We start from the raw sequence: 13,619 nt of genomic DNA, 5'->3' as shown, positions 1-13,619 counted from the left end.
CAGATAGTTAAGCGCACCGGTTACAGAATTTTCATGAAAAGTGTGATGAAAGTTGAATTTTATACGCCGACTCGCAGACTTAACTTTCAATCGGGTCGACATCCAGCACCCATTTCACCCGCCGTGCATCCGGCAAGGTGTTAATCAGGGCCAGCGCGCCCGTGACGATATGCTGCAGGCGGATTCGGGAAGGGTGTTGTAGCAGCAACTGCCAGCGGTAACGCCCGGCGCGTTTGGCCGCCAGCGCCGGAACCGGGCCCAGAACCCAGAGTTGGTTGTCCGCCAGTGGGCTGGCCTGCAACAGATTTTTAAGCTGTTGCAAAAACAGCGGTGCGTGCTGATTGTTCTGATCTTCAGCGCGGATCAGCACATGGCTGGTCCACGGCGGCAATTGCATGGTTTGCCGCTCCGCCAGCGCCTGTTCCGCGAAGGTGTCATAGCCTTTATGCAGCAATGTTTGCAGAAGTGGATGTTCCGGGTGGTGCGTTTGCAGTACCACTTCGCCCTCTTTTCCCGCGCGCCCGGCACGACCGGAAACCTGGGTATAAAGCTGGGCGAAACGCTCGGCAGCGCGGAAATCCGCTGAGAACAGCGCACCGTCGACATCCAGCAGAGCAACCAGCGTCACATCCGGGAAGTGGTGGCCTTTCGCCAGCATTTGCGTACCAATCAGAATGCGCGCGCCGCCGCGATGCACTTCGGCAAGGTGCTGCTCCAGCGCGCCTTTACGGCTGGTGGTGTCGCGGTCAATACGTGATAGCGGTACACCGGGAAACATCGGCGTCAGGGCATGTTCCAGCTGTTCAGTGCCAAGGCCAACGGGCAATAAATGTGTCGAGCCGCAGGAGGGGCACTGGCGCGGTACCGGGCGCTGGCTGTCACAGTGGTGACAGCGCAAATGCTGTTGCGCCTGATGGAAGGTGTAATAGTGATCGCAGCGCGGACATTCCGCTATCCAGCCGCAGTCATGACACAGCAATGCAGGCGAAAAACCACGGCGGTTAAGAAACAAAATAACCTGGTTCCCGGCCTGCAAATGCTGGCGCATACGGTTGATCAGCGCCGGAGCCAGACCGGCCTGTAACGGCTGGCCTTTCAGATCCAGCACATGTTGCATCGCCGGTCGCGCGTGGCCTGCCCGGCGGGTCAGGCGCAGCAGATGGTATTTGCGCGACCGCACATTGTGCAGCGTTTCCAGCGCCGGCGTTGCCGAGCCAAGAATAATTGGGATCTGTTCGCTGTGGGCGCGATAAACCGCCAGATCGCGGGCGTGATAACGCCAGCCTTCCTGCTGTTTATAGGAGCTGTCGTGCTCTTCGTCGATGACGATCACGCCAAGGTTCTTAAAGGGGGTAAACAGCGATGAGCGCGTACCGATCACAATCGCCGCTTCACCGCTCTTTGCTTTTTGCCATGTTATCAGGCGTTCACTGTCGTTCAGCCCGGAGTGCAGCACTTCGACTGGCGCATTAAAACGCTCGCGAAAACGGGCGATAGTTTGCGGCGTCAGACCGATTTCCGGCACCATCACCAGCGCCTGTTTTCCTTGCGCCAGCACATTTTCCAGCACGCTTAAATAGACTTCTGTTTTGCCGGAACCCGTCACGCCAGCCAGCAGCCAGGCGGAAAAGCGATCGGCGGCGCTGTGTATCGCGCCAACAGCGGTGGCTTGTTCTGTGTTCAGGCGCAGCCGGTCGCCGCTAACGGAAAACGTCGTGCGCCAGTCGTTAAAGGCTGGCGTTTCGCTGTTCATCTCCGCCAGGCCTTTGGCGCGTAGCGCTTGCAGGGTAACGCTTTTCAGATCCAGCGCTGCCAGTTGATGCTGCCAGATTTTGCCTTTTCGCAGCGCCGAGAGTGCCTGTTGTTGTTTGGCTGATTTGACGCGGTTGATGTCCACCGCCTGGCCTTGCTCGGTCGCAAACCAGTAGCCCTGAAATTCCGCGCTGGCCGGTTTCGTCTGACGTAGCAGAACGGGCAGAGCGTTGAACAACACATCACCGATCGGATGGTGATAATAATCCGCCGCCCACAGCAACAGCCGCCAGACCGCCGGGGGGAAAACCGGTTCGCTGTCGAGCACCTCTTCCACGCTTTTGAGGTCGGCCAGCGGTAACTCGCTTTCGTCGCCCACAGCCATCACAATACCGACACGGTGCTGGTTACCAAACGGCACACGCACGCGACAACCCGCGCGCGCGGACATCTCATCCGGCAACAGGTAATCGAACGTGCGGGGCAACGGTACAGATAGCGCAACGCGGGCGACGGGCATCTCATCATCCTGACTTGAAAACTGGCGGGATAGTATACACATTGTTGCTACGGGCGAGCGGATCAGTTTGCATGTGCTGGTTAATTTCTGTATGATTCGCCGCCTTTGATGCGTTTTGAACGTGCCAAAGATACACTTACATATTAACTCGCGTGGTGTCTGGCGTTAGGGCTGGAAGAGCGACGCGGCCTTAAACTGAGGTTTCCCATGAAAAAAGGTATTCACCCGAATTATGTAGCGATTACTGCAACCTGTTCTTGCGGTAACGTGATCAAAACCCACTCCACCGTGGGTCACGACCTGAACCTGGACGTATGCGGCAAATGCCACCCGTTCTTTACTGGTAAACAACGTGTTGTTGATACTGGTGGTCGTGTTGAGCGTTTCAACAAACGCTTCAGCATCCCGGGCAGCAAATAAGTTGCCAAAGAAAAAAGCGCCGAAAGGCGCTTTTTTTGTCTCTGCGTTTTGCCGAACGGGTGAGTATTTGTGATTGATGTCACAAAAATATTGCTCTGATTAAAAAACGAGCATATTCTTTTCGCCATCCACTTCTGTAAACCCGAGCGAAAAAATGAGTGATTTGCTGACGGCTGTGAAAAACGTATTGATGTCTTACCTGCTCTCTCTGGCTGAAGTGCATCCGGAAGTGACGCGCTTTTGAGTAAGCCGATGAGATAAACAAAAAGGGCGGAAGATATTTCCCGCCCTTTTTTGTTGCGATCAGTATTCCCACGTATCCGGGTCGATCCCCAGTTCACGCATAATCACTTTCGCCTCTTCCGGGATTTCATCGCTGCGCTCTTTACGCAGGTCTTCATCGTTCGGCAGGGGTTGACCGGTAAACGCATGCAAAAACGCTTCACACAACAGCTCGCTGTTAGTGGCGTGACGCAAGTTGTTCACCTGACGACGGGTACGTTCATCGGTGAGGATTTTTAACACCTTAAGAGGAATGGAAACCGTAATTTTTTTTACTTGCTCACTCTTCTTGCCGTGCTCAGCGTATGGGCTGATATATTCGCCGCTCCATTCAGCCATGAGATACCTTTAATCCTCTCAGTCATTAGTCTAAACCCGGACACCGCCGGGCCGTAATTCCGCGTAGTTTACCGTAGAGTCAACATGGTGACACGGTGTATCGCTCAGCTACCGGTACTAAAGCGTATAATTTTAACGGCTATTGTACTTTTGCTCAATCTATACGCAAAGAAGTTTAGATGTCCAGATGTATTGACGTCTATTGTCGCAATGTTTACTCTGTCGTGAGACTTTTCATCCATTAAGCCAGGAAGCCTTCACCATGACGCGTAAACAGGCCACCATCGCAGTGCGTAGCGGATTGAACGATGACGAGCAGTACGGTTGCGTTGTCCCGCCTATTCATCTCTCCAGTACTTATAATTTCACCGGCTTTAACGAACCTCGTGCGCATGACTATTCGCGTCGCGGCAACCCAACGCGTGATGTGGTTCAGCGCGCGCTGGCGGAACTGGAAGGTGGCGCGGGCGCGGTATTGACCAATACCGGCATGTCGGCGATTCACCTGGTGACGACAGTCTTTCTCAAACCTGGCGATCTGCTGGTGGCGCCGCACGACTGCTATGGCGGCAGCTATCGCCTGTTCGATAGTCTGGCGAAACGCGGCTGCTACCGGGTGAAATTTGTTGATCAAGGCGATGAGCAGGCACTGAAAGCGGCGCTGGCGGAACAACCGAAGCTGGTGCTGGTCGAAAGCCCAAGCAACCCATTGTTGCGCGTCGTGGATATCGCGAAAATTTGCCAGCTTGCGCGTGAAGCTGGCGCAATTAGCGTGGTGGATAACACGTTCCTGAGCCCGGCGTTGCAAAACCCGCTGGCGCTGGGTGCGGATTTGGTGCTGCACTCTTGCACCAAATATCTTAACGGCCATTCCGATGTGGTGGCGGGCGTGGTAATTGCGAAAGATGAGGCGACTGTCACCGAACTGGCATGGTGGGCGAATAACATTGGCGTCACCGGCAGCGCCTTCGACAGCTATCTGCTGTTGCGCGGTCTGCGTACGTTGTCGCCGCGCATGGAAGTGGCGCAGCGTAACGCTCAGGCGATCGTCGATTTCCTGCAAAAACAGCCGTTGGTGAAAAAACTGTACCACCCATCTCTGCCGGATAATCAGGGGCACGAGATTGCTGCGCGTCAACAAAAAGGCTTTGGCGCGATGTTAAGTTTTGAGCTGGATGGCGACGAACAAACGCTACGCCGTTTCCTGAGTGGTCTATCGTTGTTTACGCTGGCGGAATCGTTAGGCGGGGTAGAAAGTCTCATCTCCCACGCCGCCACAATGACCCACGCAGGCATGGCGCCGGAAGCGCGCGCCGCAGCGGGAATTTCTGAGACGCTACTGCGTATCTCAACCGGTATTGAAAACAGTGAAGATCTAATTGCCGATCTGGAAAATGGCTTCCGGGTCGCAGCTGAGGGGTAAACATGAGTGTGATTGCGCAGGCAGGGACGAAGGCTCGTCAGCTGCACAAATTTGGTGGGAGTAGTCTGGCGGATGTGAAATGTTACCTGCGCGTCGCAGGGATCATGGCGGAGTATTCACAACCGGGCGACATGATGGTTGTCTCGGCCGCAGGCAGCACCACCAACCAGCTGATCAACTGGCTGAAATTGAGCCAGACTGACAGGCTTTCTGCGCATCAGGTACAACAATCGCTGCGTCGTTACCAGAGTGATTTAATCAGCGGGCTGTTGCCTGCCGCGATCGCCGACGGTCTGACCAGCGAGTTTATTCACGATCTTGAGCACCTGGCGGTGCTGCTGGATGGCGGCATTACCGACGCGGTTTACGCCGAAGTGGTTGGCCATGGTGAAATCTGGTCGGCGCGTTTAATGTCCGCCGTGCTGAATCAACACGGGCTGGATGCCGCCTGGCTGGATGCCCGAGATTTCCTGCGTGCTGAACGTGCGGCGCAGCCGCAGGTGAATGAAGGTGCCTCTTATCCTCTGCTGCAACAACTGCTGGCACAGTATCCGGGCAAACGTATCGTCGTGACCGGCTTTATCAGTCGCAACGACGCTGGCGAAACCGTGCTGCTGGGGCGTAACGGTTCGGACTACTCGGCCACGCAAATTGGCGCGCTGGGCGACGTCACCCGCGTCACCATCTGGAGTGACGTGGCTGGTGTTTACAGTGCGGACCCGCGTAAAGTGAAAGATGCCTGCCTGTTACCGCTGCTGCGCCTTGATGAGGCCAGCGAGCTGGCGCGCCTGGCGGCACCGGTGCTGCATGCGCGTACCTTACAGCCGGTTTCCGGCAGCAATATCGATCTGCAATTGCGCTGTAGTTACCACCCGGAACAGGGGTCAACACGCATTGAACGCGTGCTGGCTTCCGGCACCGGGGCGCGAATTGTCACCAGCCATGATGACGTCTGCCTGATTGAGTTCCTGGTGCCGTCCGGGCAGGACTTTAAACTGGCGCACAAAGAGATTGACCTGATCCTTAAGCGTGCGCAGGTGCGCCCGCTGGCGGTTGGCGCACATGCTGACCGTAACCTGCTGCAACTTTGCTACACCTCAGAAGTGGTCGATAGCGTCTTTAAACTGCTTGATGAAGCCGGTTTACCGGGTGAATTGCGTCTGCGCCAGGGTCTGGCGTTAGTGGCGATGGTGGGGGCAGGCGTGTGCCGCAACCCGCTGCACAGCCACCGTTTCTGGCAGCAACTTAAAGGCCAGCCGGTGGAGTTTATCTGGCAATCTGACGAAGGCATTAGCCTGGTCGCCGTGCTGCGCGTTGGCCCGACGGAAAGCCTGATTCAGGGGCTGCACCAGTCACTGTTCCGCGCGGAGAAACGCATTGGTCTGGTGCTGTTTGGCAAAGGCAATATCGGTTCCCGCTGGCTGGAGCTGTTCTCGCGCGAGCAGAGCGCGTTGTCGGCGCGTACCGGTTTTGAATTTGTGCTGGCGGGCGTGGTGGATAGCCGCCGCAGCTTGCTGAGCTACGATGGGCTGGATGCCAGCCGTGCGCTGGCGTTCTTTAATGATGAAGCGGTGGAGCAGGATGAGGAGTCGCTGTTTTTGTGGATGCGCGCCCACCCTTACGATGATCTGGTGGTACTGGATGTCACCGCCAGTTCGCAACTGGCGGATCAGTATCTGGATTTCGCCAGCCACGGCTTCCATGTGATCAGCGCTAACAAACTGGCCGGGGCCAGCACGACGGATACCTATCGTCAGATCCATGATGCGTTCGAAAAAACCGGTCGCCGCTGGCTCTATAACGCGACTGTTGGCGCCGGTCTGCCGGTGAATCATACCGTGCGCGACCTGCGTGAAAGCGGGGATGCGATTCTGGCGATTAGCGGTATTTTCTCCGGTACGCTCTCCTGGCTGTTCCTGCAATTCGACGGCACCGTGCCGTTTACCGATTTAGTGGATCAGGCCTGGCAGCAAGGGTTGACCGAGCCGGACCCGCGCGTCGATCTTTCCGGTAAAGATGTGATGCGCAAGCTGGTGATCCTCGCCCGCGAAGCCGGTTACGACATCGAGCCTGATCAGGTGCGCGTGGAGTCTTTAGTCCCGGCGGGCTGCGAAGAGGGATCGGTCGATCACTTTTTCGAAAACGGCGAGGAACTGAACGAGCAAATGGTGCAGCGGCTGGAAGCTGCCCGTGAAATGGGGCTGGTGCTGCGTTATGTGGCGCGTTTTGATGCTAACGGTAAAGCGCGCGTCGGCGTTGAGGCTGTTCGCCCGGAACATCCGCTGGCGGCGGTTTTGCCGGGGGATAACGTATTCGCCATTGAAAGTCGCTGGTATCGCGACAATCCGCTGGTGATCCGCGGGCCAGGCGCGGGTCGCGATGTGACCGCTGGCGCTATTCAGTCAGATATCAATCGCCTCGCACAGTTACTGTAGTTCCTTTCTCTTATCCTCTCCCTGTTCGGGGAGAGGACACTGCTGCGGCATCCTGAATTTTTTTCATCTTCGCTGAACATTCCTCACACAGAATGGTGATTTTCCTGTTGACGCCCCGAGCGTTTTCCGTCATTTTTACATCTGGACGTCTAAACGTATAGAAGTTCACAAGACAACAGACAATGACATGCGATTGATGAGGTAAGGTATGAGCTTTTTTCACGCCAACCAGCGGGAAGCCCTGAATCAGAGCCTGGCGGAAGTTCACGGCCAGATTAATGTTTCCTTTGAATTTTTCCCGCCGCGCACCAGTGAAATGGAACAGACCTTATGGCACTCCATCGATCGTTTAAGCAGCCTGAAGCCGAAATTCGTTTCGGTGACCTATGGTGCAAACTCAGGCGAGCGCGATCGCACACACAGCATCATTAAAGGCATCAAAGATCGCACCGGGCTGGAAGCGGTGCCGCATTTGACCTGCATCGATGCCACGCGTGACGAATTGCGTACTATCGCGCAGGATTACTGGAACAACGGCATTCGCCACATTGTGGCATTGCGCGGCGATTTACCGCCGGGTGGCGGTAAGCCGGATATGTACGCTGCCGATCTGGTGACCTTGTTAAAAGAGGTCGCGGATTTCGATATCTCCGTCGCCGCTTACCCGGAAGTTCACCCGGAAGCGAAAAGCGCGCAGGCCGATCTGCTGAACCTGAAGCGAAAAGTGGATGCGGGCGCGAGCCGCGCGATTACGCAATTCTTCTTCGATGTGGAAAGCTATCTGCGTTTTCGCGATCGCTGCGCGGCAACCGGTATTGATGTGGAGATCGTGCCGGGTATCCTGCCGGTCTCCAACTTTAAGCAGGCGAAAAAATTCGCCGATATGACCAATGTGCGTATCCCGGCGTGGATGTCGCAGATGTTCGACGGCCTGGATGATGACGCGGAAACCCGCAAGCTGGTGGGCGCGAATATCGCCATGGATATGGTGAAAATTTTAAGCCGCGAAGGGGTGAAAGACTTCCACTTCTATACGCTGAACCGCGCCGAAATGAGCTACGCCATTTGTCATACCCTGGGCGTTCGCCCGGCCGTGTAAAAAAGGCTCCATTTGGGAAACGGAAGGCATTCTACGTTAAGTTTTTGTACCGACTAAGCGTAAAGGTCATTACTTTCCTATAGCAAGATTTTATTATTTTGCCAGATTTAATCTCCTGTCAGGTTGGTATGTTCCCAGCCAGACGGAGATAAGTGTGACAGCTATTGTTCATGAGAAGCAGATTTCTCCCTTTCAGCGGGTTAATGGCTACGGTATTGCACAACGGGATCGCCGTGGTAAACAGCGTAAGTCCAGTCGTCGTGGTAACTCTGATTTTCCGCTCCACGATTTTATTTTGCCAGGACGGTGCATTAAGACGGCTCTGGCAAAGGTGTTAAGGGCTTCTTTCATAAATTCAGGCATAAAGCCTGGTGTGTCCATACACTCCTCCTGCGCTAAAACTATAAGGCAGAATCGTCTACCGGGAGGCAGTCCACTTGCGGCTATACAGAAAGGACAGTTTGGGTGGCCCATCTCGTACAAGACCGTTACCTGTAAGCAGTTTTAGCTTTCTTTCAAACCGCCCTGTAAGGCGGTTTTGTCGCTTACAGGGCAAAAGACCAGGCCAATCCAATATGATCTTACTTTGATTCAGGTCCGATACCTGTTCCTGTAGGTTTTATTGTTTTGGAGTGAATCCACCCACTAACTGGTTCACCATCTTTTTTTAAAAAAATAACAGATGAAAAACCTTTATACTCTGCATACTGAGTAATTTGATCCCCGTTAATAATAAACAAACCTTTCATTTTACATGTTTCATCAGGGGCGCTATAAAAATAAACTCTATGAGTATCTGCTACCACATACCCTGAGTCTGATGACGGGGTTAAATCTTGATGTCGCTCAGCAATCGCATTAATTTCATCGCATCCTCCCCAGGATAGAAAAGAAGAAAGCAGGAGGCTCAATCCAAAGATAAATTTCATAGTAACTTTTCTCTCTTCATTATTTTTATCAATTTATCAGCATAGTCAGGGTCTGTCGCATACCCAGCATGTTGTAATCCTCTAGCCCAATCGCAAGGATCTGTATAATCAAACAAGAAATGATATCTTTTGTTTTTGACAAAGAAATCAGATCGGCCTGAAATACTTTCCTCATACGAATTATATTTCATAAACTTATCAACAATCGGTGTTTTAACACCGTTCACAAACTCATGCGTATTAACCCAAACAAAGCTTGGTTCTCCGTGAGCCTTAATTCCAAACAAGTTATTGCTATACTCACCACTATAAATATCGACAGGAACAGATTTTCCATAACCTGTTTCCAGAATTGCTTGAGCTGTGGTTATAGCAGCCGGAACATGTGATAGTAATTCATTTTTCTTCGCTTCATTAAATACAAATCTAACAAACTCTGTACCAACTAATTTCTTCGAGTTTAATTTAATATTTATCGCATCAAGAAACACAACAGGATGCATGTGCCACACAGCCGCGCCTGAACTGAAAGCGGAGACCTGGCTCATCCACTCACTGTCATCGAGCCATTTTTTTGCGTATTCCGTCCGCAGCAAGTCATAGTTCTGAAAGAAAACGTCCCATTTGTGGTGGGTACTGCCCCCATACCACTCAGAATCATGCTTAATCACCAAACGTGACGACAGACATCGTATTCCCATTTCAGGATGATGCATTGCCTCAAACAGTTCCCGTACGCTCAACATACCATCATGATCAGCATCGAACTTATTCACCATCCCTTTGTAATAACGCGACATAGCGCCTTGTCGCATGCCTTTCTCCGGGTTCATCCGCTCAGCGAATTTCACTAACGCATCCCGTATCCAGCTCTCTTTCAGAGAATTTTTCATATCACTGGTCGTATTCTCAATCAGAGCTGAAAAACCCCTCTCAGCCAAATCAAACTGTCGTACTTCATCCACATCATCTCCGCACATCCATGTATGCGGTCGTATCTGATACCACGTTTTGCCGTTGCTCACTGTTGGATGGCATTTTTCCCGCTCCAAAAGCTTTCCACCGTCACGTCCCGTTATTGCACTCATTGGTTCAAATTTATCACCGGTGCGTAAATACAACCTTTTATGCAGCCCAAGTCGGATAAAACGAGTACCAGTGTCAGTGTTGCCGGGATTGGTCAGGATGTCCGGCATTCGGGTATCGACGCTCAGAACCTCGATGTGCGCAAAATGGCTGGCTGATGTTTTGGCCATCCCTATCGGTGCAATATCCTCCGCCAGAAAACCGACCGCATCGCCGGCATTGATATGAACAGGGGATGGCGGAACGACAACGCTGTTATAAATCCCATGAGTAACAGCTACCTGCATCCACGCTGGCAGATGCAGCCGCTGCTCACTGACTTCCGCCATATATTCAGGTAGCAATGTCACCCAGAAGCAGTCTCCGTGAGCTTCTCCTTTGTCATTCAGCTTTTTCGCCAGCCCGAACGGCTGCACGACACCGTCATTACTGAACTGCGCTTCTTTCAGGATCAACACCCGACCACCGGCAACCACATGCCCGGAGCGTTCAGGAACGGCCGTCCTCCCGTCTGAAGATTCACTCCCGGCATAGCGCCCCGCTTTACGCATCAGCACCGTTTCACGGGCCTGCATCACCTTATGAACAGGAAAAACAGATACCGGGGCCAATCCCATGTACAGGCTGTAGACATCAAGGCCGCTTTCCGGTTTGGTACTATCAGCCTGAAATGGAGATTTCACTAGCAGGAAAGTCGTTGAATACTGACAGTGGCTACCGAGATAATCTCTGGTCAGGTAGTCGTCATTGATACGCCAGGCTACCACCTCACCGTCAGCCATACACTGGAGTGGAACCGCCTTGTCCGCATTATCTTCGCGCAGTACCGCATCGGGAGCAGTCAACTCAGTCAGGTGTATTCCGCCATGCCACATGTTATTGGTATCGGCTAGCCAGGAGCCATGCGGTTCTCGTCCGACAACATCCATAATTTCTTGTAGATCCGCGTAATCACCGCCGTTCGCTTTACGCGCCGGAAAACAGATTTTCACAGGCAATTCCTTATGCTTAACGTGGTTAAGTTCTTATCATATATCGAGTCAGACTTAACGGAAATTTCCTGCATGGCTTAATGTGTTACCCACTGCAGGGAGAGACTCTTTACGATGAAAAATAAACAGCTATCCCCAACTCAGATAGGTCGCATGGTATCTTGATGAAGAAGCCGAACTGTCAGAAAAGGGAGCTTTTGCCCTCTATGAGGCACATGAGCTCTAAGGAAATGCAAGCCTATGAAAAATCGCTGTTTCATCGGTTAATGATGGTATCGAACCAAGGATTGCTATATTTTCCGTTTACCAAACGGAGCCCGGTAAATCGGTACAGAAAAGCCGGACAACTATCCGGCTTTTTACTTAGGTGAGTAGGTGAGCGTTATTCCCACTCTTCAAGAAAACGCTGCCCGTACTGATCGGCGACCAGTAGCGCGGCATAGACCTGATCCGGCGTCGCGCCGCCCGGCATATTATGAATGGTTTCCCCTTGTGTACAGGCGGCTTGCGCCACGATGCGCATTTTCGCCGGAATATCGGTTTTAATACCCAGTTGCGCCAGCGTAATCGGTAAGCCGACGGTATGGCACAGCGCCGCGACGGTTTCGAACTCTTCCAGCGGCGCGTTTTCCAGCACCAACTGGGTTAAGGTGCCAAACGCCACTTTTTCGCCATGGTAGTAATGATGTGCCTCCGGAATCGCCGTGATGCCGTTATGAATGGCGTGTGCTGCCGCCAGACCCCCGCTCTCAAAACCGACGCCGCTCAGGTAAGTATTGGCTTCCACCACGCGCTCCAGCGCAGGTGTTACCACATGCTGTTCGGCGGCGAACATTGCTTTTTCACCCTCTTCAAGCAGCGTGTTGTAACAGAGCTCCGCCAGCGCGAGGGCGGATTGTGTACACTGACCACCCGCCATGGTTTTTGCGCCACTGCGCGAACAAGCACGCGCTTCAAACCAGGTAGAGAGTGCATCGCCAATCCCGGCTGCCAGCAAACGCGCAGGGGCTCCGGCGACAATTTTGGTGTCGACAATCACCCGATCCGGGTTGTTGGGCAGCAGCAAATAGCGGTCAAACTCGCCACTGTCGGTGTAGATAACCGACAGCGCGCTACAGGGCGCATCGGTAGAGGCTATGGTCGGGGCGATTGCTACCGGCACCTGCATGAAATGCGCCAGCGCTTTAGCGGTATCCAGCGTTTTGCCGCCGCCGATGCCGAGCACTGCGCCACAGCGGGCGCTTTCTGCCACACCGCGCAGCCGGTCAATTTCGTTTTGTGAACATTCGCCGCCGAACGGCGCGATTTCGCAGGCCAGCCCGGCATCCACCAGACTTTTTTGCAGCATTTCCTGCGCAAAACTAAGCACAAATTTGTCACCGACCACCAGCCAGCGATCGGCCAGCGGTTTGAGATAGTCACCGAGGCGGGTGATAACATCTGCACCCTGGATATATTTGCCCGGTGACTGGATGATGCGGTCCATATACTGCCTCCTTACAGGTTGAGGTTACCAAAAACTGTTTTCCAGTCCTGTTCAAACTTCTCAATGGCTGACTCTACTGCGGGCGTATTGAGCATTTGTTGCGCTACATCTAATGGGAGCGTGATCGCTTCGCATCCGACCAACAAACACTCCAGTGCCTGGCGCGGCGTTTTAAAACTGGCCGCCAGCACTTTGCTCTCTGGCGCATGGAGTTTCAGCAGGGTTTGCAGCTCCTGCACCATGCGGATCCCGTCTCCGCCCTGTGCATCGACGCGGTTAACATAAGGCGCGACATATTTTGCGCCCGCCAGCGCGGCAAGCAGCCCCTGCGCGGCGCTGTAAACTGCCGTACCCAGCGTGGCAATTCCCTCTTTTTTCAGTCGCTTGATGGCGGCCAGGCCTTCAGCAGTGACCGGAATTTTGACCACAATATCCGGCACGGCGTTATTGAGGCGTTTGGCCTCCGCCACCATGCCATCCGCTTCGCGGCTCATCACCTGGGCAAACAGCGTTCCTTGTGGGCCAATAGCGCGTTGCAGGCGTGGCAATACGTCCCACAGGGAGTCTTTACCGGCGGCGATAATGCTCGGATTGGTGGTTACGCCCGCCAGCGGGAAAATTCGCGCCAGGCGCTCCACTTCCGCTACGTTTGCGGTGTCCAGATACAGTTCCATCATGCTTCCTCATATAGCGTTTCTGCACACAGCATAAGAGCGGGGGTTGTATGCTCGCCATATAACAAATCTGCCAAACACTGGACAAATGTGATCGAGAGGGCAAAGTGCGAGCTGTCTCACAAATTACGTGATAGCAGATGAAAAAGGCGTTGTAGAGCGCCGCGAAAACAAACCGGGTA

10 protein-coding genes are annotated in these 13,619 nt (G+C 53.5%); 4 read left to right on the top strand and 6 right to left on the bottom strand.

Annotation, left to right across the window (positions count from 1 at the left end; genetic code table 11):
- Positions 1 to 79: 79 nt before the first annotated feature.
- Positions 80 to 2,272 (bottom strand): primosomal protein N', encoded by a 2,193-nt coding sequence (gene priA / locus BN2591_RS18165; RefSeq protein ID WP_086873293.1) that lies wholly within the window; start codon positions 2,270 to 2,272, stop codon positions 80 to 82.
- A 207-nt stretch (positions 2,273 to 2,479) separates the two neighbouring features.
- On the opposite strand from priA, the gene rpmE reads away from it, so the two are divergent.
- On the top strand, positions 2,480 to 2,692 hold the full coding sequence (gene rpmE, locus BN2591_RS18160) for a 50S ribosomal protein L31 (protein WP_007369223.1): 213 nt from the start codon (positions 2,480 to 2,482) through the stop codon (positions 2,690 to 2,692).
- 303 nt (positions 2,693 to 2,995) lie between these two features.
- Here the strand turns inward: rpmE and metJ are convergent, their stop codons facing one another.
- Positions 2,996 to 3,313, bottom strand: a complete 318-nt coding sequence (gene metJ, locus BN2591_RS18155) for a met regulon transcriptional regulator MetJ (protein ID WP_007369220.1) — start codon at positions 3,311 to 3,313, stop codon at positions 2,996 to 2,998.
- A gap of 262 nt (positions 3,314 to 3,575) precedes the next feature.
- On the opposite strand from metJ, the gene metB reads away from it, so the two are divergent.
- The 3 genes from metB (at position 3,576) to metF (ending at position 8,270) form a co-directional block, all read left to right on the top strand.
- Entirely contained in the window at positions 3,576 to 4,736 is a 1,161-nt protein-coding gene (metB, locus tag BN2591_RS18150) for a cystathionine gamma-synthase (protein ID WP_086873292.1), read from the top strand.
- A gap of 2 nt (positions 4,737 to 4,738) precedes the next feature.
- Entirely contained in the window at positions 4,739 to 7,171 is a 2,433-nt protein-coding gene (locus tag BN2591_RS18145) for a bifunctional aspartate kinase/homoserine dehydrogenase II (protein ID WP_086873291.1), read from the top strand.
- Between the two features lie 208 nt (positions 7,172 to 7,379).
- Positions 7,380 to 8,270: a methylenetetrahydrofolate reductase gene (gene metF, locus BN2591_RS18140; protein ID WP_017459628.1), complete on the top strand. Its 891-nt coding sequence runs from the start codon at positions 7,380 to 7,382 to the stop codon at positions 8,268 to 8,270.
- A gap of 581 nt (positions 8,271 to 8,851) precedes the next feature.
- Here the strand turns inward: metF and BN2591_RS24355 are convergent.
- The 4 genes from BN2591_RS24355 to fsa all read right to left on the bottom strand — a co-directional run bounded on the left by BN2591_RS24355 (position 8,852) and on the right by fsa (position 13,437).
- Entirely contained in the window at positions 8,852 to 9,199 is a 348-nt protein-coding gene (locus BN2591_RS24355) for a hypothetical protein (protein ID WP_143468265.1), read from the bottom strand.
- Positions 9,196 to 11,277: a glycoside hydrolase family 73 protein gene (locus BN2591_RS18135; RefSeq protein ID WP_086873290.1), complete on the bottom strand. Its 2,082-nt coding sequence runs from the start codon at positions 11,275 to 11,277 to the stop codon at positions 9,196 to 9,198. The genes BN2591_RS24355 and BN2591_RS18135 overlap by 4 nt, the downstream gene beginning before the upstream one ends.
- 382 nt (positions 11,278 to 11,659) lie before the next feature.
- Positions 11,660 to 12,763: a bifunctional L-1,2-propanediol dehydrogenase/glycerol dehydrogenase gene (gene gldA, locus BN2591_RS18130; RefSeq protein ID WP_086873289.1), complete on the bottom strand. Its 1,104-nt coding sequence runs from the start codon at positions 12,761 to 12,763 to the stop codon at positions 11,660 to 11,662.
- Positions 12,764 to 12,774: 11 nt separating this feature from the next.
- Positions 12,775 to 13,437 (bottom strand): fructose-6-phosphate aldolase, encoded by a 663-nt coding sequence (gene fsa, locus BN2591_RS18125; protein ID WP_086873288.1) that lies wholly within the window; start codon positions 13,435 to 13,437, stop codon positions 12,775 to 12,777.
- Positions 13,438 to 13,619: the final 182 nt, after the last annotated feature.

Source organism: Kosakonia pseudosacchari, from assembly GCF_900184035.1.
Lineage (GTDB): Bacteria > Pseudomonadota > Gammaproteobacteria > Enterobacterales > Enterobacteriaceae > Kosakonia > Kosakonia pseudosacchari.
This window is presented reverse-complemented; position numbering and strand designations above follow the sequence as displayed.

Bases quoted from the DNA above. Each gene is read 5' to 3' on its own strand.
- priA (WP_086873293.1), bottom strand. From the start codon at position 2,272: ATGCCCGTCGCCCGCGTTGCGCTATCTGTACCGTTGCCCCGCACGTTC.
- rpmE (WP_007369223.1), top strand. From the start codon at position 2,480: ATGAAAAAAGGTATTCACCCGAATTATGTAGCGATTACTGCAACCTGT.
- metJ (WP_007369220.1), bottom strand. From the start codon at position 3,313: ATGGCTGAATGGAGCGGCGAATATATCAGCCCATACGCTGAGCACGGC.
- metB (WP_086873292.1), top strand. From the start codon at position 3,576: ATGACGCGTAAACAGGCCACCATCGCAGTGCGTAGCGGATTGAACGAT.
- BN2591_RS18145 (WP_086873291.1), top strand. From the start codon at position 4,739: ATGAGTGTGATTGCGCAGGCAGGGACGAAGGCTCGTCAGCTGCACAAA.
- metF (WP_017459628.1), top strand. From the start codon at position 7,380: ATGAGCTTTTTTCACGCCAACCAGCGGGAAGCCCTGAATCAGAGCCTG.
- BN2591_RS24355 (WP_143468265.1), bottom strand. From the start codon at position 9,199: ATGAAATTTATCTTTGGATTGAGCCTCCTGCTTTCTTCTTTTCTATCC.
- gldA (WP_086873289.1), bottom strand. From the start codon at position 12,763: ATGGACCGCATCATCCAGTCACCGGGCAAATATATCCAGGGTGCAGAT.
- fsa (WP_086873288.1), bottom strand. From the start codon at position 13,437: ATGGAACTGTATCTGGACACCGCAAACGTAGCGGAAGTGGAGCGCCTG.